Source organism: Marichromatium purpuratum 984, assembly GCF_000224005.2.
Classification (GTDB): Bacteria; Pseudomonadota; Gammaproteobacteria; order Chromatiales; family Chromatiaceae; genus Marichromatium; species Marichromatium purpuratum.
On record NZ_CP007031.1, the window covers coordinates 476,553 to 498,712 of the forward strand.

At 69.2% G+C, this 22,160-nt stretch carries 20 protein-coding genes; 9 read left to right on the forward strand and 11 right to left on the reverse strand.

The features are described 5' to 3' along the window. Positions 1 to 13: 13 nt before the first annotated feature. From MARPU_RS02190 to MARPU_RS02210, 5 genes are all read right to left on the reverse strand, one after another. Positions 14 to 433 (reverse strand): DsrE family protein, encoded by a 420-nt coding sequence (locus MARPU_RS02190; protein WP_005222436.1) that lies wholly within the window; start codon positions 431 to 433, stop codon positions 14 to 16. A gap of 78 nt (positions 434 to 511) precedes the next feature. Continuing rightward, positions 512 to 1,930 carry a PhoH family protein gene (locus tag MARPU_RS02195; RefSeq protein ID WP_005222438.1) on the reverse strand — a complete coding sequence of 473 codons (1,419 nt, stop codon included), beginning with the start codon at positions 1,928 to 1,930 and terminating at the stop codon, positions 512 to 514. 224 nt (positions 1,931 to 2,154) lie between these two features. Further along, positions 2,155 to 2,625, reverse strand: a complete 471-nt coding sequence (locus MARPU_RS02200) for a peroxiredoxin (protein ID WP_005222439.1) — start codon at positions 2,623 to 2,625, stop codon at positions 2,155 to 2,157. An 81-nt stretch (positions 2,626 to 2,706) separates the two neighbouring features. Next, entirely contained in the window at positions 2,707 to 3,246 is a 540-nt protein-coding gene (locus MARPU_RS02205; RefSeq protein ID WP_005222440.1) for a glycine cleavage system protein R, read from the reverse strand. Positions 3,247 to 3,447: 201 nt separating this feature from the next. Further along, entirely contained in the window at positions 3,448 to 4,125 is a 678-nt protein-coding gene (locus MARPU_RS02210) for a Fe2+-dependent dioxygenase (RefSeq protein WP_005222441.1), read from the reverse strand. Between the two features lie 84 nt (positions 4,126 to 4,209). Here MARPU_RS02210 and MARPU_RS02215 point away from each other — a divergent pair, with 84 nt between their 5' ends. From MARPU_RS02215 to MARPU_RS02250, 8 genes are all read left to right on the forward strand, one after another. Continuing rightward, positions 4,210 to 4,797 carry a hypothetical protein gene (locus MARPU_RS02215; protein ID WP_005222443.1) on the forward strand — a complete coding sequence of 196 codons (588 nt, stop codon included), beginning with the start codon at positions 4,210 to 4,212 and terminating at the stop codon, positions 4,795 to 4,797. 13 nt (positions 4,798 to 4,810) lie between these two features. Beyond that, entirely contained in the window at positions 4,811 to 6,604 is a 1,794-nt protein-coding gene (locus MARPU_RS02220) for an SLC13 family permease (protein WP_005222445.1), read from the forward strand. A gap of 43 nt (positions 6,605 to 6,647) precedes the next feature. Then, positions 6,648 to 7,478, forward strand: a complete 831-nt coding sequence (mepA, locus tag MARPU_RS02225) for a penicillin-insensitive murein endopeptidase (protein WP_005222446.1) — start codon at positions 6,648 to 6,650, stop codon at positions 7,476 to 7,478. Between the two features lie 92 nt (positions 7,479 to 7,570). Further along, positions 7,571 to 11,056, forward strand: coding sequence for a chromosome segregation protein SMC (gene smc, locus MARPU_RS02230; RefSeq protein ID WP_005222448.1), 3,486 nt, complete (start codon positions 7,571 to 7,573; stop codon positions 11,054 to 11,056). Between the two features lie 342 nt (positions 11,057 to 11,398). Then, on the forward strand, positions 11,399 to 12,124 hold the full coding sequence (locus MARPU_RS02235; RefSeq protein ID WP_005222450.1) for a cell division protein ZipA: 726 nt from the start codon (positions 11,399 to 11,401) through the stop codon (positions 12,122 to 12,124). Then, positions 12,121 to 14,388 carry an NAD-dependent DNA ligase LigA gene (gene ligA / locus MARPU_RS02240; RefSeq protein ID WP_005222453.1) on the forward strand — a complete coding sequence of 756 codons (2,268 nt, stop codon included), beginning with the start codon at positions 12,121 to 12,123 and terminating at the stop codon, positions 14,386 to 14,388. Before MARPU_RS02235 ends, ligA begins: the two co-directional genes overlap by 4 nt. Positions 14,389 to 14,800: 412 nt before the next feature. Continuing rightward, positions 14,801 to 15,073, forward strand: coding sequence for a hypothetical protein (locus MARPU_RS02245; protein WP_005222454.1), 273 nt, complete (start codon positions 14,801 to 14,803; stop codon positions 15,071 to 15,073). Between the two features lie 4 nt (positions 15,074 to 15,077). Next, positions 15,078 to 15,860 carry a carbonic anhydrase gene (locus tag MARPU_RS02250; protein WP_005222456.1) on the forward strand — a complete coding sequence of 261 codons (783 nt, stop codon included), beginning with the start codon at positions 15,078 to 15,080 and terminating at the stop codon, positions 15,858 to 15,860. Positions 15,861 to 15,906: 46 nt separating this feature from the next. Here the strand turns inward: MARPU_RS02250 and MARPU_RS02255 are convergent, their stop codons facing one another. The 3 genes from MARPU_RS02255 to MARPU_RS02265 form a co-directional block, all read right to left on the reverse strand. Next, positions 15,907 to 16,743, reverse strand: a complete 837-nt coding sequence (locus tag MARPU_RS02255) for a peptidylprolyl isomerase (RefSeq protein ID WP_005222458.1) — start codon at positions 16,741 to 16,743, stop codon at positions 15,907 to 15,909. Between the two features lie 138 nt (positions 16,744 to 16,881). Beyond that, the gene (locus MARPU_RS02260) at positions 16,882 to 17,193 is read right to left on the reverse strand and encodes a YciI family protein (protein ID WP_005222459.1); all 312 of its coding nucleotides are present in this window, start codon (positions 17,191 to 17,193) and stop codon (positions 16,882 to 16,884) included. A gap of 1 nt (position 17,194) precedes the next feature. Further along, a complete protein-coding gene (locus MARPU_RS02265) occupies positions 17,195 to 17,869 on the reverse strand; it encodes an inner membrane-spanning protein YciB (RefSeq protein WP_005222462.1) in 675 nt (224 codons plus the stop codon). Positions 17,870 to 18,079: 210 nt separating this feature from the next. On the opposite strand from MARPU_RS02265, the gene MARPU_RS02270 reads away from it, so the two are divergent. Further along, positions 18,080 to 19,417 (forward strand): alanine/glycine:cation symporter family protein, encoded by a 1,338-nt coding sequence (locus MARPU_RS02270; protein ID WP_005222464.1) that lies wholly within the window; start codon positions 18,080 to 18,082, stop codon positions 19,415 to 19,417. A gap of 15 nt (positions 19,418 to 19,432) precedes the next feature. Here the strand turns inward: MARPU_RS02270 and MARPU_RS02275 are convergent, their stop codons facing one another. From MARPU_RS02275 to MARPU_RS02285, 3 genes are all read right to left on the reverse strand, one after another. Next, the gene (locus tag MARPU_RS02275) at positions 19,433 to 19,750 is read right to left on the reverse strand and encodes a BolA family protein (protein ID WP_005222465.1); all 318 of its coding nucleotides are present in this window, start codon (positions 19,748 to 19,750) and stop codon (positions 19,433 to 19,435) included. Continuing rightward, the gene (locus tag MARPU_RS02280; RefSeq protein WP_005222467.1) at positions 19,747 to 20,643 is read right to left on the reverse strand and encodes a hypothetical protein; all 897 of its coding nucleotides are present in this window, start codon (positions 20,641 to 20,643) and stop codon (positions 19,747 to 19,749) included. Before MARPU_RS02280 ends, MARPU_RS02275 begins: the two co-directional genes overlap by 4 nt. A 1,053-nt stretch (positions 20,644 to 21,696) precedes the next feature. After that, on the reverse strand, positions 21,697 to 22,155 hold the full coding sequence (locus MARPU_RS02285) for a PAS domain-containing protein (protein WP_005222470.1): 459 nt from the start codon (positions 22,153 to 22,155) through the stop codon (positions 21,697 to 21,699). Positions 22,156 to 22,160 lie beyond the last annotated feature (5 nt).

The window sequence follows — 22,160 nt, forward strand, 5'->3', positions numbered from 1 at the left end:
GGGCCGTCGTCGTTCAGGGCCGCAGATAGACGTAGCCGCGCGACTGCAGCTCGGCGATCCGGGTCACCCCGCCCTGTTCGACGATGCTGAAGCCGGGCACCAGGTCCTCCAGCGCATAGCCGTAGCCCTTGACGGTGTTGCCGCAGATCTCCAGGGCGACGCCCTGCGCGCGCAGCCTCTCGGTGGCGTTGCGGATGCGGTCGGTGGTCTCGATCTGGTCGAGCGCGCGGATCGCCGGGCCGTGGGCGACCAGCACCACGTTGAGCCGCTCGGGCCCGCCAGCGCCGTCGATGTGGTTCTGGATATTGTTGAGCACGAAGGCGACCTTGGCGGTCTCGGAGACGTGATAGACGACGTCGAGCGGCGGTTGCTCGGCGAGTGCGGCGGGGGCGATGAGCGCAGACAGCAGCGCGAGGGTGGCGCGGGCGTGCATGGTTGGCTCCTCCCGGTGCGGGGCGTGGTGTCGGCTGAGCACCGGGAGGGGCGGACCTCAGGGGTCCGCCGGCAGGGGTCACAGTGTCTGCGAGGCGAAGTCGGCCAGACGCGAGCGCTCGCCGCGCATCAGGGTGATGTGACCGCCGTGCTCCCAGTGCTTGAAGCGGTCCACCACATAGGTCAGGCCCGAGGTGGTCTCGGTCAAGTAGGGGGTGTCGATCTGCGAGATGTTGCCGAGACAGACCACCTTGGTGCCGGGACCGGCGCGGGTGATCAGGGTCTTCATCTGCTTGGCGGTGAGGTTCTGCGCCTCGTCGAGGATGATGTACTTGTCGAGGAAGGTGCGCCCGCGCATGAAGTTCAGCGAGCTGATGCGGATGCGGTTGCGCAGCAGGTCGTTGGTCGCCTCGCGCCCCCAGTCGCCGCCGCCCTCGGGGCGGGTGAGCACCTCCAGGTTGTCCATCAGCGCGCCCATCCAGGGTGTCATCTTCTCCTCCTCCGTGCCGGGCAGGAAGCCGATGTCCTCGCCCACCGGAACCGTCACCCGGGTCATGATGATCTCGCGATAGCGGTTCTGGTCGAGCACCTGCGCCAGCCCGGCGGCGAGCGCCAGCAGCGTCTTGCCGGTGCCGGCGGTGCCGAGCAGAGTGACGAAGTCGAGTTCGGGGTCCATCAGCATGTTGAGCGCGAAGTTCTGCTCGCGGTTGCGCGCGGTGATGCCCCAGACGTTGTGACGCGTCACCCGATGGTCCTCGACCAGCTCGATCACCGCCTCGGTTTCGGCGGGTTTGTCGCGCACGATCGCCTCGAAGCCGTCGTCCCGATCGAGCGAGAGACACTGCGCCGGGTACCAGTCGGCGATGTCGGGGCCGGAGACGCGGTAGAAGGTGTGGCCATCCTCCTGCCAGGCGTCGACCGCCTTCTGGTGTCGCTCCCAGAAGTCTGCGGGCAGCGCGTCGTGACCGCTGTAGAGCAGCTCGGCGTCGTCGAGCACGCGGTCGTTGCTGTAGTCCTCGGCGACGATGCCGAGGACCGCCGCTTTGATCCGCAGATTGATGTCCTTGGAGACCACGATCACCTGGCGGTCCGGGCGCTCGCGGCTGAGCACCTGGGCGATGCCGAGGATCTGGTTGTCGGCGACGGTGCCGGGGAGCGCCTCGGGCAGGTCGAGTTTGAAGGCGGTGGTCTGGAAATAGAGCCGGCCACTGGCCGCCTCGAGCCCGCCGCCGTTGCCGGCGAGCGGGCCGAGCGCTAGTCCGGCGTCGATCTCTGTCTTGTCCGCCCCGCCCATCAGCTGGTCGAGGAAGCGGCTGACCTGGCGCACGTTGCGCGCGACCTCGGACATGCCCTTCTTGCCGCGGTCGAGCTCTTCGAGCACCACCATCGGCAGGAAGAGATCGTGCTCCTGGAAGCGGAACAGTGCGCTCGGGTCGTGCATCAACACGTTGGTATCGAGGACGAACAGGCAGGTGGTGTCGTTTTCGCGTTTGATCATGACGGTCTGCAGGGAGCGGTTGGGGCGTGGCCTGGCGCGCAGAGTTGCGTCGGTCGCGCCGTTGCGGACGCCCGCGTACCGGGCCTCGGGGGGCAGGCGCGACCGGTCGGGGTCGTGCCCGGCGGTACCCTGGAGGTCCGTCTGGCGGGGTGAGGATAGGGGGAGGCGAGAGGCCTGCGGCGGGCGTGGCGGGACATGATGCGATGGCGCGCCCTCTCCGCCTGCTACTGGGCCAGGCCCCTGACCGCTTCAAGCACCTCGTCGACGTGCCCCTTGACCTTCACCTTGCGCCACTCCCGCACCAGGGTGCCGGTGGCGTCGATGAGGAAGGTGCTGCGTTCGATACCGAGGCTCTCGCGACCATAGAGCGTCTTGAGCTTGATCACGTCGAAGGCGCGGCAGAGCTGCTCGTCGGTGTCGGCGATCAGCTCGAAGGGGAAGGATTGCTTGGTCTTGAAGTTCTGCTGGGCGCGCAGACCGTCGCGCGAGGCGCCGAGGATGAGGGTGTCGGCGGCGCCGAAGTCGGCGTGGGCGGCGGCGAAGTCCAGCCCCTCCTGGGTGCAGCCCGGGGTACTCGCCCTGGGGTAGAAGTAGAGCACCAGGTTGCGGCCACGATAGTCGGTCAGCCGGATCTGTTGGTCGTCGGTGGCGGTCAGCTCGAGGTCGGGGACCGGGTCACCGATGGCAATGCTCATGCGTCTTGCTCCCTGTAGCGATGGCTCATCCGCCGATGTGCGGTCGCCGTCGCCGGATTGGAAGCGGGCATCGCCGTCGACTCAGCTCTTGAGCGGCTCGAGCACCGCGTCGAGGTTGAGTCCGTCGCAGTAGTCCATGAACTCGTCGCGCAGTCCGGCGATATGGATGTCGGCGGGGATGCCCACGGCGATGTGCACCGAGAACATCGGGGTGCCGGTATGGGCCGCGGCATAGGTGCTGGTGGCCATGTCCTCGATGTTGATCCGGCGCTCGGCGAAGAAGGCGGCGAGGTTGTTGACGATCCCCGGATGATCCATCGATACCACGTCGACCGCGTAGGGCAGCAGGTTGGCCCCGGCGTTACGCTGGCCGGTGCGCTTGGAGACGATGGTCATGCCGAGCTGGCGCTCGAGCTCGGGCAGCGCGTTCTCGATCTTGGCGAGGGTGTTCCATTTTCCTTCCACCAGCAGCATGGCGGCGAACTCGCCACCCAGGACGCTCATCCGGCTGTCCTCGATATTGCAGCCGTGCTCGAGCACGGTCCGGGAGATCTGATCGACGATACCGGGGTGGTCTTCGCCGAGCGCCGAGATCACGAGGTAGGTCTTCTGCCTGGTCATGTCCTTGCCGAAGGTGGAGGGTTGAGGAGACAACGCTGAGTGTAGCATGGCGCGTCTGCGCACCCCTATCGGCGGCTTTCGGTTACCAGCTACCAGCTACCAGCTACCAGCCATCAGCTACCAGCCGCCAGTGGGGAAGGGTCGGCTACTTTGGCTGGCGGCTGGCGGCTGGCGGCTGATGGCTGATGGCTCGAATCCCCCTCACCCCGGCTCGGCCCACATCCGCAGCAGGTTGACATAGCTGCGGTCGACCCGCTGGGCGGCGGGATCGTCGGGGGCGCGCTCGAGCAGGGTCTCGCGGGCCTGGCCGAGTTCATAGAGCAGCTCGCGGCGGGCCGGGTCACGCACCAGGCTCTGGATCCAGGTCACCGCCACCAGCCGCTCGCCCCGGGTCACCGGGGCGACCTGGTGGAGGCTGGAGGCGGGGTAGAGCACCGCGTCGCCGGCCTCGCCTCGCACCCGCTGCTCGCCGAAGCTGGTACGGATCACCAGCTCGCCGCCGTCGTAATCGTCCGCCGGGCTGAGCCACAGGGTCAGCGCCAGGTCGCTGCGCATCCGTCCCCCGGCCCCGCCCATGATCGGCTCGTCGACGTGCTCGCCGTAGTGCATCCCCGGGCGGTAGCGGGCGAAGATCGGGTCGGCGACCCGCTCGGGCAGGGCGGTGGCGCGAAACACCGGGTGATGGCCGAGCGCCGACATGATGATGCGCGCGAGTCGCTGCATCCGCTCGGGGTCGGGTTGCAGCTCCTGGTTGTGCTTGACCCGTGCCGCGCTGCGCCCGGCGCTGCGGGTGCCCGCGACCGCCGGCAGCTCGGCCAGCGTGGCGTGGACCTTGTCGAGTTGAGCCGGGCCGAGTAGCTGGGGGATGATCTGCAACATGGGATCTCCTTGGTCGGGATCTCGGTGATGGTCGCCCCGCGCCCGGGGCGATCGGATTGGTCGAGACACGAGGGAGGCGGCGACATGATCCTGCAGGTCAGCATCGATGACCGGACCCATCGACTCGAGGTGCCCGAGGCGCTGCTCGAACAGGCGGCGACGTTCTTCGCTCAACTCGATCGCGACATGGATCGCGGCTGGCAGCTCGGGCGCACCTGGGTCGAGCACCCGGATCGCGAGCAGCGCTGCAGGATCGTCGCCGACAAGCTGCTCACCGCGATCGAGGACGGCAATACCCGGCTCGGGCTGCTGATGGCCGGCTATCTGCTCGATCGCCTGCCCGAACTGGAATCCGTGGCGCTCGCCGTCGATGGCGAGATCCACGACCACCGCTTCAATCTCGTCGCCGCGCCTGATGCCGCGCCCGTCGTCGATATCGAGACCGCCACCCCGGCGCTCGGGCTCGACAAGCTCGCGGCGCTGGCGCGCGCCGGCGAGGAGGTCACGGCGGTGTTCAAGGTCGGTCGCGGCTATCGCTTCTCGGTGTTCGACCACGCCAGCGGCGCCTGGCGCGACGGTCCGCTGTGCGGCGTCGAGGTGGAGGCGGCGCGGCTGCGCGAGGCGGCCTTCAAGGCGCGCTATGAGGCGCTGCAGCGGGGGCGCGCCGGCTGAGCGCGAGGCGGGCATGGAGGCGTTGGCGCAACTCGACTGGCAGGGCTGGTTCAGTCTGGCGATGGTGGCCTGCTGCTTCGTGCTGTTCGCCTTCACCCGGGTCGCCCCCGACATCGTCACCAGTGGCGCGCTGACCCTGCTGCTGGTCAGCGGGGTGCTCACCGCCGAGGAGGCCCTGGCCGGTTTCGCCAACCCCGGCATGCTCACCGTCGGGGTGCTCTACGTGGTGGTCAGCGGGCTGGCCGAGACCGGCGCCATCGGCTGGCTCGGCCCGCGCCTGCTCGGCCGCCCGCACGGACCGCGCGCGGCGCGGGTGCGGCTGATGGCGCCGGTGGCCGCGCTCAGCGCGCTGCTCAACAACACCCCGGTGGTGGCGATCTTCATCCCCGCGGTGCAGGACTGGGCCAGACGCCATCGTCTGGAGCTGTCGCGGTTGCTGATCCCGCTGTCCTATGCCGGGATCGTCGGTGGGACCTGCACCCTGATCGGCACCAGTACCAATCTGGTGGTCAACGGGCTCTATATCGAGCACCAGGGCGGCGCCGGGCTGGGGTTGTTCGAGCCGTTGTGGATCGGGCTGCCGGTGACCCTGGTCACCCTCGGCTTTCTGCTGCTCGCCGGCGACTGGCTGCTGCCGCGCCGCCAGCCCCCGGCGGCCGGCTACGGCGACCTGCGCGAGTACGTCGCCGAGATGCTGGTCGAGCCGGGCAGTGCGCTGGTCGGGCGCTCGATCGAGGCCGCCGGGCTGCGTCAGCTCCCGGGGCTGTTCCTGGTCGAGATCGAGCGCGGCGCCCAGGTGCTGCCCGCCGTCTCCCCGCAGGCGGTGCTCCAGGCCGGCGATCGGCTGGTGTTCGTCGGGGTGATCGACTCGATGATGGAGCTGCAGCGTACCCGCGGGCTGATCCCGGCCAATGACCAGGTGTTCAAGCTCGACCTGCCACGCCCCGGGCGTTGCTTCGTCGAGGCGGTGCTCTCCGACAAGTCGCCGCTGATCGGACTGAGCGTGCGCGACGGGCGCTTTCGCAACCGCTACGACGCGGTGATCATCGCGCTCTCGCGCAACGGCCGACGGGTGCGCGGCAAGATCGGCGACATCGTCCTCGCCCCCGGCGACACCCTGCTGCTGGAGACCCGCCCGGACTTCGTCGAGCGTCAGCGCAACGTCCGCGACTTCCTGCTGGTGAGCCAGATCGGCGACTCCCACCCACTCGAGCACCGCCGCGCGCCGCTGGCCATCGCCATCGTGCTGGCGATGGTGGCGGTGGTCGCGTTCGGCTGGCTGAGCATGCTCGAGGCGGCGCTGCTGGCCGCCGGCAGCATGATCCTCACTGGCTGCACCAGTGGGCGCATCGCCCGGCGCGCACCGGACTGGCAGGTGCTGGTGGTGATCGCCACTTCCTTCGGCATCGGCGCGGCGCTGGAGAAGACCGGCGCCGCGGCGCTGCTCGCCGGCGGTCTGATCGGGCTCGCCGACGGCCAGCCGTGGTCGGCGCTGGGCCTGGTGTTCGTCGCCACCGCGCTGCTCACCTCGCTGGCCACCAACAACGTCGCTGCGGTGCTGGTGTTCCCGATCGCGGTCGAGACCGCGCGCACCATGGGGGTGGCGCTCGAGCCCTTCGTGCTGACGCTGATGGTCGCCGCCTCGGCGAGCTTCGCCACCCCGATCGGCTATCAGACCAATCTGATGGTGTTCAACGTCGGCGGCTATCGCTTCGGCGACTTCGTCCGCGCCGGGGTGCCGCTAACCCTGCTGGTGGGCGTGGTGACCGTTGCGCTGACGCCGTTGGTGTGGCCCTTCCGGCCCTGAGTTAAGCTCGGGGCATCGTCCCGTCACTGGCCCGGAGGTCCGGATGTCGCCCTTGTGCTCTCGCCCGTTGCATCCCCTGTTGCTGTTGTCGCTGTCCCTGGGCTGGTGCGCCGTCGCCGTCGCCAACCCCTGGCCCGGGGTCGAGCGCCCGAGCGCCGGTCCGGCGCAGGTCATTGGCGCTCCGGCCAATGGCTGTCTCGCCGGCGCCGTGGCACTGCCCGCGAGCGGGGTCGGTTATCTCGACGTACGCCGTTGGCGTGGCCGTTACTACGGCCATCCGCGTCTGCTCGCGCTGATCGAGACGCTCGGCCGGGCGCAGCAGGCGCGCGACGAGCGGCTGGTGATGGTCGGCGATCTCTCGCAGCCGCGCGGCGGGCGGATGTCCGGCGGTCATCGCAGCCACCAGCACGGGCTCGACGTCGACCTGTGGCTGACCCTGGCAGCGTCGCCGGCGGATGCGCGAGCGCTGCTCGACGAGGGCGATCCGCCGAGCCTGGTCAGCGGTGATCGGGTCAACCGGCGTTGGGGCGAGGATGCGCGCTTTCTCATCGAGTGGGCGGCGCGCCGCCCCGAGGTCGACCGTCTGTTCGTCAATCCGGCGATCAAGCGCGCGCTCTGTGACGCCACCGGTGGCGCCGACTGGCTGCGCAAGGTACGGCCGTGGTGGGGACACGACGCCCACACGCACGTGCGTCTGGCCTGCCCGGAGGACAGCCCGGCCTGCGAGCCGCAGTCGCCGATCCCGGCGGGGCCGGGCTGTGGCGCCGAACTCGACTGGTGGTTCAGCGCCGAGGCGCGCAGCCCGGGCAGTGGGCGACGCGTCGCCGAGCCGACCCCGCCGGCGGCCTGCGCGCGGCTGTTGAACGCCCCCTGAGCCGGTCCGCCCGATGACGCGCCAGCCCACTGGTCATGCGGGCTCGGCGCGTTTCGCTGTACCCGTTGCATGGCTTCCGGTATGTTTCTCGCATGCGTCTCGAAAAGATCAAACTCGCCGGCTTCAAGTCCTTCGTCGACCCCACCAGCGTCGCCTTCCCCAGCAACCTCGTCGGGGTGGTCGGCCCCAACGGCTGTGGCAAGTCCAATGTGATCGATGCGGTGCGCTGGGTGATGGGCGAGAGTTCGGCGAAGATGCTGCGCGGCGAGTCGATGGCCGACGTCATCTTCAACGGCAGCACCGGGCGCAAGCCGGTGGGCACGGCGAGCATCGAGCTGGTGTTCGACAACAGTGACGGTCGCGCCGGCGGCGAGTACGCGCGCTTTGCGCAGATCTCGGTCAAGCGTCAGGTCACCCGCGACGGCCAGTCGACCTACTTCCTCAACGGCGCGCGCTGTCGTCGGCGCGACATCCAGGACCTCTTCCTCGGCACCGGCCTGGGGCCGCGCTCCTACGCCATCATCGAGCAGGGGATGATCTCGCGGATCATCGAGGCCCGTCCCGAGGACCTGCGTCTGTTCCTTGAGGAGGCCGCCGGCATCTCCAAGTACAAGGAGCGCCGCCGCGAGACCGAGAACCGGATGCGCCACACCCGCGAGAACCTGGAGCGGCTCGACGACCTGCGCGAGGAGGTCGGCAAGCAGCTCGAACACCTCGAACGCCAGGCCGCCACCGCCGAGAAGTACACCCGGCTCAAGGCCGAAGAGCGTCAGCTCGGGCTCGAGCTCAAGGCGCTGCGCTGGCGCGCGCTGGCCACCGAGATCGCCACCGACGATCGGCACATCGCCGAGGCCGAGACCGGTGCCGAGGGCCATCTCGCCGAGCAGCGCCGGATCGAGTCCGAACTCGAGCAGCGGCGCGCGGCACGCGCCGAGGCCGGCGAGTCCTTCAACAAGGTTCAGGAGCGGTTCTACGCGGTGGGCGCCGAGATCGCCCGCACCGAGCAGGCGATCGAGTTCGCCAGCCAGGCGCGCGCGCGCACCGAGTCCGAGCTGGCGCGGCTCGACCAGGAACAGGGCGACGCCGCGCGTCATCTCGAACGCGATCGCGCCCGTCTGGTCGAGCTGGAGCAGGCGCTCGCCGCCGACGAGCCCGAGTTGGCCCGCGCCGAGCAGGCGCTCGCCGAGGTCGCCGGCTCGGTGATGACCGCCGAGGAGCAGTTGCGGTCGTGGGAGGCGGAGTGGGACCGCTTCAACCGCGAGGCGGCGCAGCCGGCCGAGCAGGCACAGGTCGAGCGCGCGCGGATCAATGCCATCGAGCAGCGGATCGAACGCGATCGCGAACGGCGGCGCCGGATCGAGGAGGAGGTCTCGCGGCTGCGCTCGGCCGACGTCCACGAGCGCATCGAGGTGCTGGAGGAGCAGGAAGAGGTCTGTCTGGCGCGGATCGACGACTTCGAGCAGCGCCAGCACACCCACGCCGAGACGCTCGCCGAGCACGACCGGGCGCTGCGCACGCTCGCCGCCGAACTCGACCAGGTCCGCACCGAGTTGCAGCAGACCAAGGGTCGCCACGCCTCGCTGCTGGCCTTGCAGGAAGCTTCTCTGGCCGAGTCCGCAGGGGGCGACTGGCTCGCCGGGCGCGGACTGGCCGACGCGCCGCGGCTGCTCGACGGTCTGGAGGTCGAGCCGGGCTGGGAGCGAGCGGTCGAGTGCGTGCTCGGCGAGCGGCTCGGCGCGCTCGGCTGTGATCACCCGGAGCGGCATCTCATCGCACCTGCCGCCGTGCCCTCGGGGGTGATGCTGTTTGACAGCGCCGCCACCTCGACGGCGGCGGTTGGCGAGACTCTGGCCGCCCGGGTGCGCGGCAGCGGTCCGCTCGACGCGCTGCTTGTCGGCGTGCTGGCCGCCGAAGGGGTGGAGCAGGCGCTCGCCGATCGCGCGCGACTCGCCGCGGGCGAGTACTGGGTGACCCGTGAGGGGTTTCGCGTCGGTCGCGACTGGTGGCGCGCGCCACCGACCGACGATGACGGCGTGCTGGCGCGCGCCGAGGCGGTCCGCGGTCTCGAGCAGCAGATCGAAACGCTGGAGGCGCGCGAACAGGTGCTGCTCGAGGACGACGAGCAGCGTCGCGCCGCGCGCGCCGAGGCCGAGCAGGTTCGCGCCGCGACCGCTGCCACCCTCGCCGAGTATCAGCGCGAGCTGTCCACGCTGCGCTCCGAGCTGGCCGGGCTGCGCACCCGTGACGAGCACCAGCGTGCCCGTCTGCAGGCGCTCGCCGAGGAGCGGACCGAACTCGAGGAGCAGCGCGCCGAGGCGCTGCTGGAGATGGAGGACCGGCGCGAGCGCTTGCACGACCTGCTCGCCGAGGTCGACGCCCTGGCCGAGCGGCGCGAGTCGCTCGACGGCGAGCGCGAGCGGCTGCGCGCGGTGGTCGCCGAGGGGCGCGAGCGCGAGCGTGGCTGTCGCGAACAGGCACAGACGCTGCGGGTACGGGTCGAGTCCAACCGCACCGCGCAGACCGCCACCCGTCACAGCCTAGACCGCGCCGAGGAGCGCGGCGCCCAGCTCGCCGAGCGGCGCGAGACCCTGCTCGACAGCCTGGAGGCGGGGGTCGAGCCGCTGGCCGAGCAGCGCGAGCGGTTGGAGGAGCAGCTCGAACTGCGCGTCGAGATCGAGGCCCGACTGGGCGAGGCGCGCGCCCGGGTCGAAACCCTCGAGGCCGAGCAGCGCGCGCTCGAACAGGCGCGCCAACGCCTCGAACAGCTGCTCGCCGGCGCCCATCAGGGGCTCGACGCGCTACGTCTGGCACGCCAGGAGCGGCTGGTGCGCCAGCGCACCCTGGAGGAGCAGCTCGCCGAGTCCGCGGCCAGCGCCCCGACGCTGCTCGAGGGTCTCGACCCCGAGGCCACCGAGGAGGTCTGGCAGCAACGCCTGACCCAGACCGGCAATCGCATCCAGCGGCTCGGCGCGATCAACCTCGCCGCCATCGACGAGTTCAAGGAGCAGTCGCAGCGCAAGACCTATCTCGACGCCCAGCATGCCGACATCTCCGACTCGCTCGAGACCCTGGAGCAGGCGATCCGCAAGATCGACCGCGAGACCCGCACCCGCTTCAAGGCGACCTACGAGCAGGTCAACAGCGGTTTCCAGGCCATCTTCCCGCGGCTGTTCGGCGGCGGTCACGCCTATCTGGAGCTGACCGACGACGACCTGCTGGAGACCGGGGTGAGCGTGATGGCACGCCCGCCGGGCAAGCGCAACTCCAGCATCCACCTGCTCTCCGGCGGCGAGAAGGCGCTCACCGCGGTGGCCCTGGTGTTCGCCATCTTCGAGTTGAACCCGGCGCCTTTCTGCATGCTCGATGAGGTCGACGCCCCGCTCGACGACGCCAACGTCGGGCGCTTCTGCGAGCTGGTGCGCTCGATGTCCGACCGGGTGCAGTTCATCTTCATCAGCCACAACAAGGTGACCATGGAGATCGCCGACCACCTGCTCGGCGTCACCATGCACGAGCCCGGCGTCTCGCGCCTGGTCGCCGTCGACGTCGATGAGGCGGTGCGCCTGGCGGCGGTGTGAGGGCGAGCGACCAGCGACCAAGGGATTGAACCGCCAAGGCGCGAAGGACGCAAAGAAAAGTCCATGCTTACCGCTTCAGCACTGGCGCCAATCCCCGCTGGTGGCTGCTTGCTGGTAGCTGATCACTTTGTTCATCCTTTGCGCCCTTTGTGTCTTTGCGGTTCACCGTTACTGATCGCGCTCGCGCGGCGCTGCTCCTCTACAGCGCCGGGCCTCGGCATTGTTATACTCATGCGCACGAAAACGCGGGTCTGGGGCCGAGTCGCGCCTTGGTCGCCCGCTGGAATCCCGCGCCTCTGCGCGGGGCGAAATCCCGTCACCCGTGCAGCAACCGAGAGCCGAATGGACGCCGATACGCTTCGCCTGATTCTGTTGGTCGTGGGGGCCATCCTGATCCTTGCCCTCTATCTCTGGGAGCGTGGTCACGAACTCGAGGACCCCGCCGGTCTCGATGACGATGATACTGCCGGGCACGCGCGCGCCTCGACCCGCGCCAAGCGCGAGCCGGCGCTCGGCGACTTCGATGACGGTGACGCGCCGCGCGAGGCCCGTCGTCGCGAGGCGCGAGAGGACGTCCCCGAGGACTTCGATGACACGCTGGAGGCCGTGCACCAGCAGGCGCTCGAGCCGCCTGCGCCCTTGTTGTTGCAGGTGAGCGTGGTCGCTCCGGACGAACGGCCGTTCGCCGGCGAGGCGCTGATGGACGTGGCCGAGACCTGTGGCCTGCACCCCGGCGAGATGGAGATCTTCCACTACACCGATACCCTCGACGGCGAGCCGCGTTACGCCTTCAGCATGGCCAACATGGTCAAGCCCGGTATCTTCCCCTTCGACGAGATGGAGACCTTCTCCACCCCCGGGCTGTTGCTGTTCGCCCAACTCGAGGGCGAGCCGGAGGACATGGCGGTGTTCGACGAGATGATCGCCACCGCCCGCAAGCTCGCCACCATGCTCGACGGCGAGGTTCATGACGATCACCGCAAGCCGTTGTCGATCAAGAAAGAAGAAGAGATGCGCCGCGCAGTGCGTGAGAACGAGCGCCTGTGGGCCGGAGTGACCCTGAATTGAACCCGCCCGATTCGGCGCGCGCCCGCGCCGAGGCGCTGCGCGCCGAACTGCTCCATCACAACTATCGCTATTACGTGCTCGACGATCCAGAGATCCCGGACGATGCCTACGATCGTCTGTTGCGCGAGCTGCTGGCGCTCGAGGCCGAATACCCCGAGCTGGTCGGCCCCGACTCGCCGACCCAGCGTGTCGGCGCCGAGCCGCTGGCGGCCTTCGCCGAGGTCGAGCACCGGCTGCCGATGCTCTCGCTCGACAACGCCAAGAGCGCCGAGGAGCTGGCCGCCTTCACCGCGCGCGTGGGCAAGGCGCTGGGGCGCGAGGCGGTCGACTTCGTCGCCGAGCCCAAGCTCGACGGACTGGCGATCAATCTCACCTATGAGGATGGGGTGCTGACCCGTGCCGCCACCCGCGGCGACGGCCGTCGGGGCGAGGACGTCACCGCCCAGGTGCGGACCGTGCGCAGCGTGCCGCTGCGGCTGCGCGGTGCCGACTGGCCGCGCCTGCTCGAGGTACGCGGCGAGATCGTGCTGCCGACCGAGGGCTTCGCCCGGCTCAACGCGCGGATGCGCGAGAGCGGCCAGCGCACCTTCGCCAACCCACGCAACGCCGCCGCCGGCAGCCTCCGTCAGCTCGACCCCGCGGTCACCGCGACCCGACCGCTGGCCTTCGTCTGCTACGGCTTCGGCGCGGTCGAGGGCGGGCCGGCGTGCGCGACCCAGTTCCAGATGCTGCAGGCGTTGCGCGACTGGGGACTGCCGCTCTCGCCGCAGCTCGAACGGGTGAGCGGGCTGGACGGCTGCGATGCCTATCAGCGTCGCATCGGCGCGCAGCGCGAACAGCTGCCCTATGACATCGACGGGGTGGTGTTCAAGGTCGACGCGCTGGCCGACCAGCAGGCCCTCGGCTTCGTCGCCCGCGCGCCGCGCTGGGCGATCGCCTTCAAGTACCCGGCCCAAGAGGCGCTCACCCGGGTCGAGGCGGTCGAGTTCCAGGTCGGGCGCACCGGCGCCGTCACCCCGGTGGCGCGGCTCGCCCCGGTCCAGGTCGGCGGCGTCACGGTTGCCAACGCGACCCTGCACAACATGGACGAGGTGGTGCGCAAGGACGTGCGTATCGGCGACACCGTCTATGTGCGGCGTGCCGGGGATGTCATCCCCGAGGTGGTGCGGGTGCTGGTCGAGCGCCGTCCCGCCGACGCCAAGGCGGTGGCGCTGCCCGCGCACTGTCCGGTGTGCGGTGCCGATGTCGTCCGTCCCGAGGGCGAGGCGGTGGCGCGCTGCTCCGGCGGGCTCTATTGCCCGGCGCAGCGCAAGGAGGCGCTCAAGCACTTCGCCTCGCGTCGCGCGCTCGACATCGAGGGGCTGGGCGACAAGCTGATCGATCAGCTCGTCGAGCGCGAGCTGGTGCACGGACCGGCCGATCTGTTCCGGCTCGATCAGGCGCAGCTCGCCGGACTCGAACGCATGGGCGAGAAGTCGGCGGCGAACCTGATCGCCGCGCTCGATCGCGCCCGCTCGACCGATCTCGCCCGCTTCGTCTATGCACTCGGCATCCGCGAGGTCGGCGAGAGCACGGCGCGCGCGCTGGCGCGCGGCTTCGGCTCGCTGGACGCGCTGATGGCGGCGCGCGAGGGCGATTTCGTGCAGCGGCGCGGGGTGCGCGGGATCGGTCCGGTGACCGCCGCAGCCCTGGCCGCAGCCCTGGCCGATGCTGCCGATCCAACCTCGGGGGTGACGCCGGTCGATTGGCTGCTCGGGCTCGGCGTACGTGGTCTGACCCAGCCGCGCGCCGAGGCGCTGGTCGAGCACTTCGGCACCCTCGAGGCGCTGCGCGCGGCCGACGCCGAAGACTTGCGCGCCGAGACCCGGAGCCTGATCGAGGGCATCGGCCCGGTGGTCGCGGCGCACATCGTCGCCTTCTTCGCCCAGCCACACAATCGCGAGGCGATCGCGGCCTTGCGCGAGGTCGGCGTGCACTGGCCGGAGCAGGGCGCAGCGGAGGCCGATGACGCCCCGGTCGAGCCCGCAGCCCGACCGCTCGCCGGTCTGACCCTGGTCATCACCGGCACCCTGAGCCGCCCCCGGCCCGAGATCAAGGCGTGGGTCGAGTCGCTGGGCGCGCGGGTGAGCAGCAGCCTCTCGGGCAAGACCGACTATCTGCTCGCCGGCGAGGCCGCCGGCTCCAAGCTCGCCCGCGCCCGCGACCTCGGTGTCGAGGTGATCGACGAGGCCGGCCTCGAGGCGCTGATCGGCGGCGCTGGGTAGGGCCGCCAGCCGTCAGTCGCCAGCCGCCAGCCGCCAGCCGCCAGCCGCCAGCCGCCAGCCGCCAGCAAATTGAACCGCTAAGACTCAAAGGGTGCAAAGAACGCGTTTTAAAAGCGCTTTAGCGGCCACTTTTTATGTGGAAGCTGGTACTCGACGACAGCGGTAAAGACGATCGAGACGAGCAGGGGAGGCTCTGCCCGCCAGTCACCAGTTGGTGGGCGGGCTCGTCTGTCGCCGCTGACGCCGGTGTGCACGCCCACTGTCGGCTGGGGGCTGATCGCTGGTAGCTGGCGACTGTCGCCCCTTCCCCCATTGCCCGGCGGCGGCGGCTGATGCAAGATTGGGGCGCGGGCTGGCGGTCTCGCCCGCGGGGTTTCACGGCGGCATGCCGCCCTCACCGCAGGGATCGATCATGAGCGAACTGTCCCCCGAGCAGCAGATCCTGATCACCATGCGCAAGACGCTGACCGCGATCGTGCGTGATCTCACCCCGCCGCAGGGGATGCGCCATCCTCTCTCGGCCTCCACCATCGACGAGGTCCGCCAGTGTCTCGGCATGATCGCCGAGCGCGAGCGTCTGCTCGCCGAGCGCGACGGGCGCGGTGGCGAGCGTCCGGTCTATGCCGACCAGCCCGGCGCGGCGCAGGTGGTGCCGATCGACAGTCTCAGGTCGCGCAAGGACTGAGCCGGTGAGGAGCCAAAACCGCTGCGCGGTCGGGCTGGCCGTGCTGGTGGCGCTGTGGGGCGACGGCGTCGTGGGCGACGACGCGCTGAGCTTTCCGCTCGATCCGCCCTGGGGCTATGTCGGCGATGCCGCCCCGGAACGTTGGGGCGGGTTGGATCCGTCTTTCGCCACCTGCGCCGAGGGGCGCTCGCAGTCGCCGATCGATATCCGTGGCGCGCGCCGCATCGTCTACACGCCACTGCTGTTCCGCTATCGCTCGCATCAGCTCGAGCTGGTCAACACCGGGCGAGGGGTCCGGCTGCTCACGCCGCCGGGGAGCGCGCTGGTGATCCGGGGCAGCGCCTACGATCTCTCCTACGTCGACTTCCACGTTCCCGCCGAACATCGCATCGAGGGCGAGCGTTACGACGCCGAGCTGCAACTGGTGCATCACGATCGTCAGGGTGGTCATGCGGTGGTGGCGGTGGGCCTGCGCGCCGCCGAGCGCGACAATCGCATCTTCGAGCGTATCCTCGATCATCTGCCTGCGCGCCCGGGCGAACGCACTCGTCACCGTCAGATCGGGGTCAATCCGCTCTTCCTGTTGCCGCTCGATCGCGGCTATTTCCGCTATCACGGTTCGCTCACCCAACCGCCGTGCCGGGAGTCGGCGCTGTGGCTGGTGTTCGGTGAGCCGCTCGAGGTGGGGGTGGGGCAGTTGCAACGGCTGCGTGCCGTGATCGGGGAAAATGCCCGCCCGGTGCAGCCGCGCAACGGGCGCGAGGTGCTGGCGCTGCCGCGTTACTGAGCCGGGCGGGGGTGGCCCGCGTCCCGCCGGGACGCGGGGACTCGGGTCAATCCTCCTTGGGCGTGACCGTCACGATCTCCTCGTTGAGTTCGACCATGGCGCCGTCACGCATCTCGGTGAGTTGCTCACCGAGCGCGCGACGCTTGAGCATGGCGCTGAGCTGCGGCTTGGCATCTTCGAAGCTCGGCGGCTCGGCCTTGCGGGTTTCCTGCAATTCGATGACGTGCCAGCCGAACTGGGTCTGCACCGGCTTCTCGGAGTGGCTGCCGGGTTTCATCGCGGCGACGGCCTCGGCGAAGGGGGCGACCATCTGGCCGGCGTCGAACCAGTCGAGTTCACCGCCGTTCTTGCCGGTCGGGCCGAGTGAGTGCTCCTTGGCCAGTTCGGCGAAGTCGGCGCCCTTGTCGAGCTGCTTGATCAGCTTCTTGGCGGCCGCCTCGTCCTTGACCAGGATGTGACGGGCCTTGTACTCGGTGCGAGCGGCACGCTCGACGACCTGGTCGTAGGCCTCCTTGAGCGCCTTGTCGGTCGGCTCGATGTCCGCGGCCATGGCGCCGAGCGCGGCGCTGGAGAGTACCTTCATGCGCTGCAGTTCAAGCGCCATGGCGACCTCGCGACTGTCGTCGAGGTCGCGCCGCTCGGCCTCCTGGGAGGCCACCACCAGGTTCATGAACTCGTCGAAGGCGCGCTGCTGCACCGCCTGGGTGTCGGCCTCGGGGTTCTGCTGCAGCCGTTCCACATAGAACAGCCGGAAGAGGTCGAGCGGGTACTCGACACCGTTGACGGTGGCGATGACGGTGTCAGCGTCGGGCTCGGCCAGCGCGCTACCCGGTCCGGCGGCGAGCAGTGCGCAGACCAGGAGCGAGAGGGTGGATCTCTTCATGGTGAAACTTCCGTGGGTTGGGGTGAATGGGCAGGTGCCGGATCGCTCACGAGGCGGCTGGCGCCTGTCGCGAGCTATCGACGAATCCGCGTTCGGCGCTTTCTGCGACCCCGGACGACGATGTCGGTTCCTTGACGCTCAATCCGCCGGGGGCGGGAAGACCTGCTTGAAGGGGCGTACCTCGACCTCGGCGTAGACGCCGGCGGCACGATAGGGGTCGGCCTCGGCCCAGGTGCGGGCGGTGTCGAGATCGGCGAACTCGGCGACCACCAGCGAGCCGGTGAAGCCGGCGCTGCCGGGGTCGGCGGCATCGATCGCCGGGTGTGGGCCAGCGAGCACCAGGCGCCCGGCGTCGTGCAGTTCGCGCAATCGCTCGAGGTGCGCGGGGCGGGCCTCGAGACGACGTTCGAGGCTGTCCGGGATGTCGACGGCGATGATGGCATAGAGCACGTCAGTCGGCCTCCTGCGGGCGAGGTTCGTCTTCGATGTGGCGGGCCAGATAGAACGCCTGGAGCAGCACGAAGACCAGGGTCATCCCCATCATACCGAACAGCTTGAAGTTGACCCAGATCTCCTCGCTGGCCTGGGCGCTGGTGCAGAGTGCGAGCAGCTCGCCCTGGAACTGACCGGCGCAGCTGGTGAGGTCGACGCTGGCGAGCCCGCTGCCGGCGAGCAGCGCCTGATGGGCGGCGAAGAAGCCACTGGCGACATAGACCACGAGCAGGTTGGTCAGACCGAGCACCAGGAAGAAGACGACCCACATCAGGTTGAGCCGGCGCCACACCGTCGGCTCGACGCTGACCGCGTGTCCCATGGTGCGCTCGACCAGGGTGCGTTGACCGATCAGTTGGCTGGCGAGGAAGGCCGCGGCGAACAGCCAGTTGACGATGGTCGGTTTCCACATCACGAAGATCGGGTCGCGCAGGGCGAGGGTCATGCCGCCGAACACCACCAGCAGCCCCAGGGTGACCAGGTGCATGGTCTCGACCCGGCGCTGGCGCCACCAGGTCCAGCCGAGCTGCAGCGCCGCGGCGAGGATCGCCACCGTGGTGGCGACATAGATGCCAGCGAGCTTGTAGGCGACGAAGAACAGCAGGATGGGGAAGAAGTCGATCAGCAGTTTCATGGTGTGTGGTGGTGTCCTTCGTTGGCCTCTGGTCCGTGCCCGGCGCCGGGTCGTTGCGCGATAGTCGCGGCGGCACCCGGCAGCTCTCCAAGAGCATACGGGCAAGGGCCGGTCGCGGTAAATGGGGCCGCGGCGGCGTTGTAATCACCAGGGGCGGGCGCTGTATAGTGCCCGCTCGTCCTGAAGGCTTTGATTCGAGAGGAGGTGTGGATGGAATCCATGACGACATGGATCGGGGTGCTCAACGGCTGGGTCTGGGGTCCGCCGATGCTGGTGCTGATCCTCGGCACCGGGCTGTTCCTGCTGCTCGGCCTGCGGCTGATGCCCTGGCTCCGGCTCGGCTACGGCTTTCGCATGCTGTGGTCGGGACGGCGAGGGCATGGCGAGGGCGACATCACCCCGTTCAACGCGCTGATGACTTCGCTGTCGGCGACCGTCGGGACTGGCAACATCGCCGGTGTCGGCACGGCGATCGCGATCGGCGGTCCCGGGGCGCTGTTCTGGATGTGGTGCACCGCACTGGTGGGCATGGCGACCAAGTATGCCGAGGGCGTGCTGGCGGTGAAGTACCGCGAGGTCGACGCCAAGGGCAACCATGTCGGCGGTCCGATGTACTACATCAAGAACGGTCTCGGGCGGCGCTGGTTGTGGCTGGGCGCGGCCTTCGCGGTGTTCGGTGCCATGGCTGGGTTCGGTATCGGCAACATGGTGCAGGCCAACTCGGTGGCCGATGCGCTCAACTCCAAGTTCGCGCTGCCCAAGGCCTGGGTCGGCGGGGCGATGGCGCTGCTGGTCGGGTTGGTGCTGATCGGCGGCATCCGCTGGATCGCCCAGGTCGCTGGCAAGCTGGTGCCCTTCATGGCGATCGCCTATGTGCTCGGCGGGCTGGTGGTGCTCGGACTCAATGCCGAGGCGCTGCCCGGTGCGGTGGTGCAGATCGTCGAGTACGCCTTCTCGCCCACCGCCGCGGTCGGCGGGTTCGCCGGCGCGACCGTGATGATGGGCATCCAGATGGGGGTGGCGCGCGGCGTCTTCTCCAACGAGGCCGGGCTCGGCAGTGCGCCGATCGCTCACGCCGCGGCGAAGAACGACAACCCGGTGCAGCAGGGCACCATCGCCATGCTCGGTACCTTCATCGACACCCTGATCATCTGCACCATCACCGGGCTGGTGATCATGGTCACCGGCGCCTGGACCAGTGGCGAGACCGGTGCCAGCCTCTCGACCGCGGCCTTCGGCGCCGGTCTGCCCGGGGTCGGCGGTTATGTGGTGGCGCTGGGTCTGGCGCTGTTCGCCTTCACCACCATCCTCGGCTGGAGCCTGTATAGCGAGCGCTGTGTCGAGTATCTGTTCGGGGTGCGCGCGATCCTGCCGTTCCGGCTGGTGTGGGTGGCGGCGATCCCGGTCGGCGCGATGGTCAAGCTGGAGTTCGTGTGGCTGGTGGCCGACACCCTCAACGCGATGATGGCGCTGCCCAACCTGCTGGCGCTGCTGCTGCTCAGCCCGGTGGTGTTCCGGCTGACGCGCGAGCACTTCGCCCGCGCCTGAGGTCGGGCTGAGGGGTCAGGCGGCCCCGGAGCCGCCCTGGCAGGGCGGCGACTGCGGTGCGGCGCCGCCCTTCTCGTGCCACTCCTCCGGGGTCCAGGTGTGCTGGCTGAGTGCGTGCAGGCCCTGCTCGAACTCGTCGGCGAGCAGGCTGTTGATGGCGCGGTGACGCTCGATCAGCGGCTGTCCGGCGAAGCCTTCGCTGACCACCAGCAGCTTGAAGTGTGACTCGGCGTCTGGGGTGACGGCGTGCATATAGCTCTCATCGACCACGTCCAGATGCATGGGGTCGAATGCCTCGCGGATGCGGCGCTCGATGCGGGTCCGTCGGTTCATCGCTCATCTCTCCCTTGGTTCGATTGGATCGGCGGCGTGGCGCCGCCGGTGATCTCGATGTGCTCGGTGCTGCGCAGCGACCGTTGCATGGCCGCCAGGACCTGATCGAGTGCGGGGTCGTGACGCGGATCGGCGAGCGTGGCGTGATCGATGCCCTCGACCCGGCCATAGAGTGCGCGACGCAGATGCTCACGGGTGTGGATCTGGTGGCGCAGGTCCTCGACTAGGTGTTCGAGTTCGCTGCGCGTGGGCGCCTGACCGAGGGTGTGGAACAGCTCGGCGAGCGCGGTGAACAGCCCCCGGGCACGTGTATCGAGCCCGAACTCGCGCGGATCCCAGTCGCGCAGCGTGGTGTCGCGTCCGACCCAGATCCGGTAGCTCTCCTTGTGCAGGGCGTGATAGAGCGCCTCCTCCGAGACCAGGAATACCAGCAGGTGATGCCGGTTGGCGTCGTAGGGGGCGTCGCGCACCTGCCAACGGCACTCGCGCACCAGGCGATGGATGCGGATGTGTTCGCGGAAGTCGGCGGCCTGGAGCTGGTCGAGGATGAGCACCGTCGGCTCGCCCTCGCTCTGCGCGCAGGCCTCGCTGACGGTGAGGTCTAAGGGCGCGATCGGCGGTTCCTCGCGACCGAGTTCGTCGCGGCTCGGCGGCAGGATCACCTCGGGTTGGGGCGGATTGGTGTCGGTGAAGTCGTGATAGATGATCTGGCGCATCCCCAGCGCCCGGGCCAGGGCGTTGGCGAAGGCGCTCTTGCGTCGGCCACCGTCGCCGGCGACGTTGAGTGCACGTAGTCCGCGCGGCCTGCTCTCGAGCAGACAGCGGACCTCGAATTCGTAGTCGTCGTTGGACTCGAATCCGTGCTCGGCCATGCGTTCGCGCAGACTGGACATGTACGGATGATAGCCGCTTGGTCGCGGCGGGAGCCAGCCTTCCAGCCGTCGGGCATTTGAGCCGCCGGCCTACCAGCGACCAGCTATCAGCCTCCAGCCTCCAGCGACCAGCGACCAGCGACCAGCGACCAGCCACCAGCCACCAGCGCCAGGGGGATTGAGCCGCAAAGACACCAAGGGTGCGAAGGGGATAGAAGCCGAGACCCTTTCGTGTGCCGGTCGCCGCTGCAGGCCGCCTTTCGGGCTTCCCTGCGTCCGGTGAGTCTGGCAACCGTGGGCACGGTCGAGTTAGGCCGCCCACTGGTGACTGACCAGCTGGTAGCTGGCTTTCCGCCGACCCCGCCACGCCTTGCCCGGCCTGCGGATCTGCAGACCGTTCGCTTGCTTTGCGTCCTTCGCGCCTTCGCGGTTGGAACCAGCTTCCAGCGATCAGCCTCCAGCTTCCAGTCGGGGAGACTGCGCCTTGCCCGGTCTGTGGACCTGCAGACTGTCCGCTTGCTTTATGCCCTTCGCGCCTTCGCGGTTGGAATCAGCTTCCAGTCGGGGAGACTGCGCCTTGCCCGGTCTGCGGACCTGCAGACTGTCCGCTTGCTTTGCGTCCTTCGCGCCTTCGCGGTTGGAACCAGCTTCCAGCGATCAGCCTCCAGCTTCCAGTCGGGGAGACTACGCCTTGCCCGGTCTGCGGATCTGCAGACCGTTCGCTTGCTTTGTGCCCTTCGTGCCTTCGCGGTTGGAACCAGCTTCCAGCGATCAGCCTCCAGCTTCCAGTCGGGGAGACTACGCCTTGCCCGGTCTGCGGATCTGCAGACCGTTCGCTTGCTTTGTGCCCTTCGTGCCTTCGCGGTTCGAGCAGCTCCCAGCGATCAGCCTCCAGTCGGGGAGACTGCGCCTTGCTCGGTCTGCGGATCTGCAGACTGTCCGCTTGCTTTGCGTCCTTTGCGCCTTCGCGGTTCAATCCATGCTGGCGGCTGGCGGCTGGCGGCTGGCGGCTGGCGGCTGGCGGCTGGCGGCTGGCGGCTGGCGGCTGGCGGCTGGCGGCTGGCGGCACCCAGCCTAGCCGCCTGCGTCGGCCTTGGCGAGTAGGGCGCTGAGGCGCGCGACCTCGGCCTCGGCCTCGACCTGGTTGGTGACGTCGTGCTGGATGCCGAGGTAGTAGATCAGTTGTCCTTCGCGGTCGAACAGTGGGCGAATGGTGAAGCGGTTGTAGAAGCGGCTGCCGTCCTTGCGGTAGTTGCGCAGGGTGACGGTCACCGGCTGGTTCCCGGCCATTGCCTCGCGGATTTGCGCCACCCCTTCTTGGTCGTGGTCCTCGCCCTGGAGGAAGCGGCAGTTGTGCCCGAGGATCTCCTCGCGACTGTAACCGGTGATCAGCTCGAAGGCGGCATTGGCATAGACGATGGGGTTGTCGTCCTGGTCGGGGTCGGAGAGGGTGATGCCGTTGACGCAGGTGTCGAGGATCTGCGAGAGCACGAAGGGGATCACCCCTGCATCTTTGTCGACGACGAATTCCATGCTGC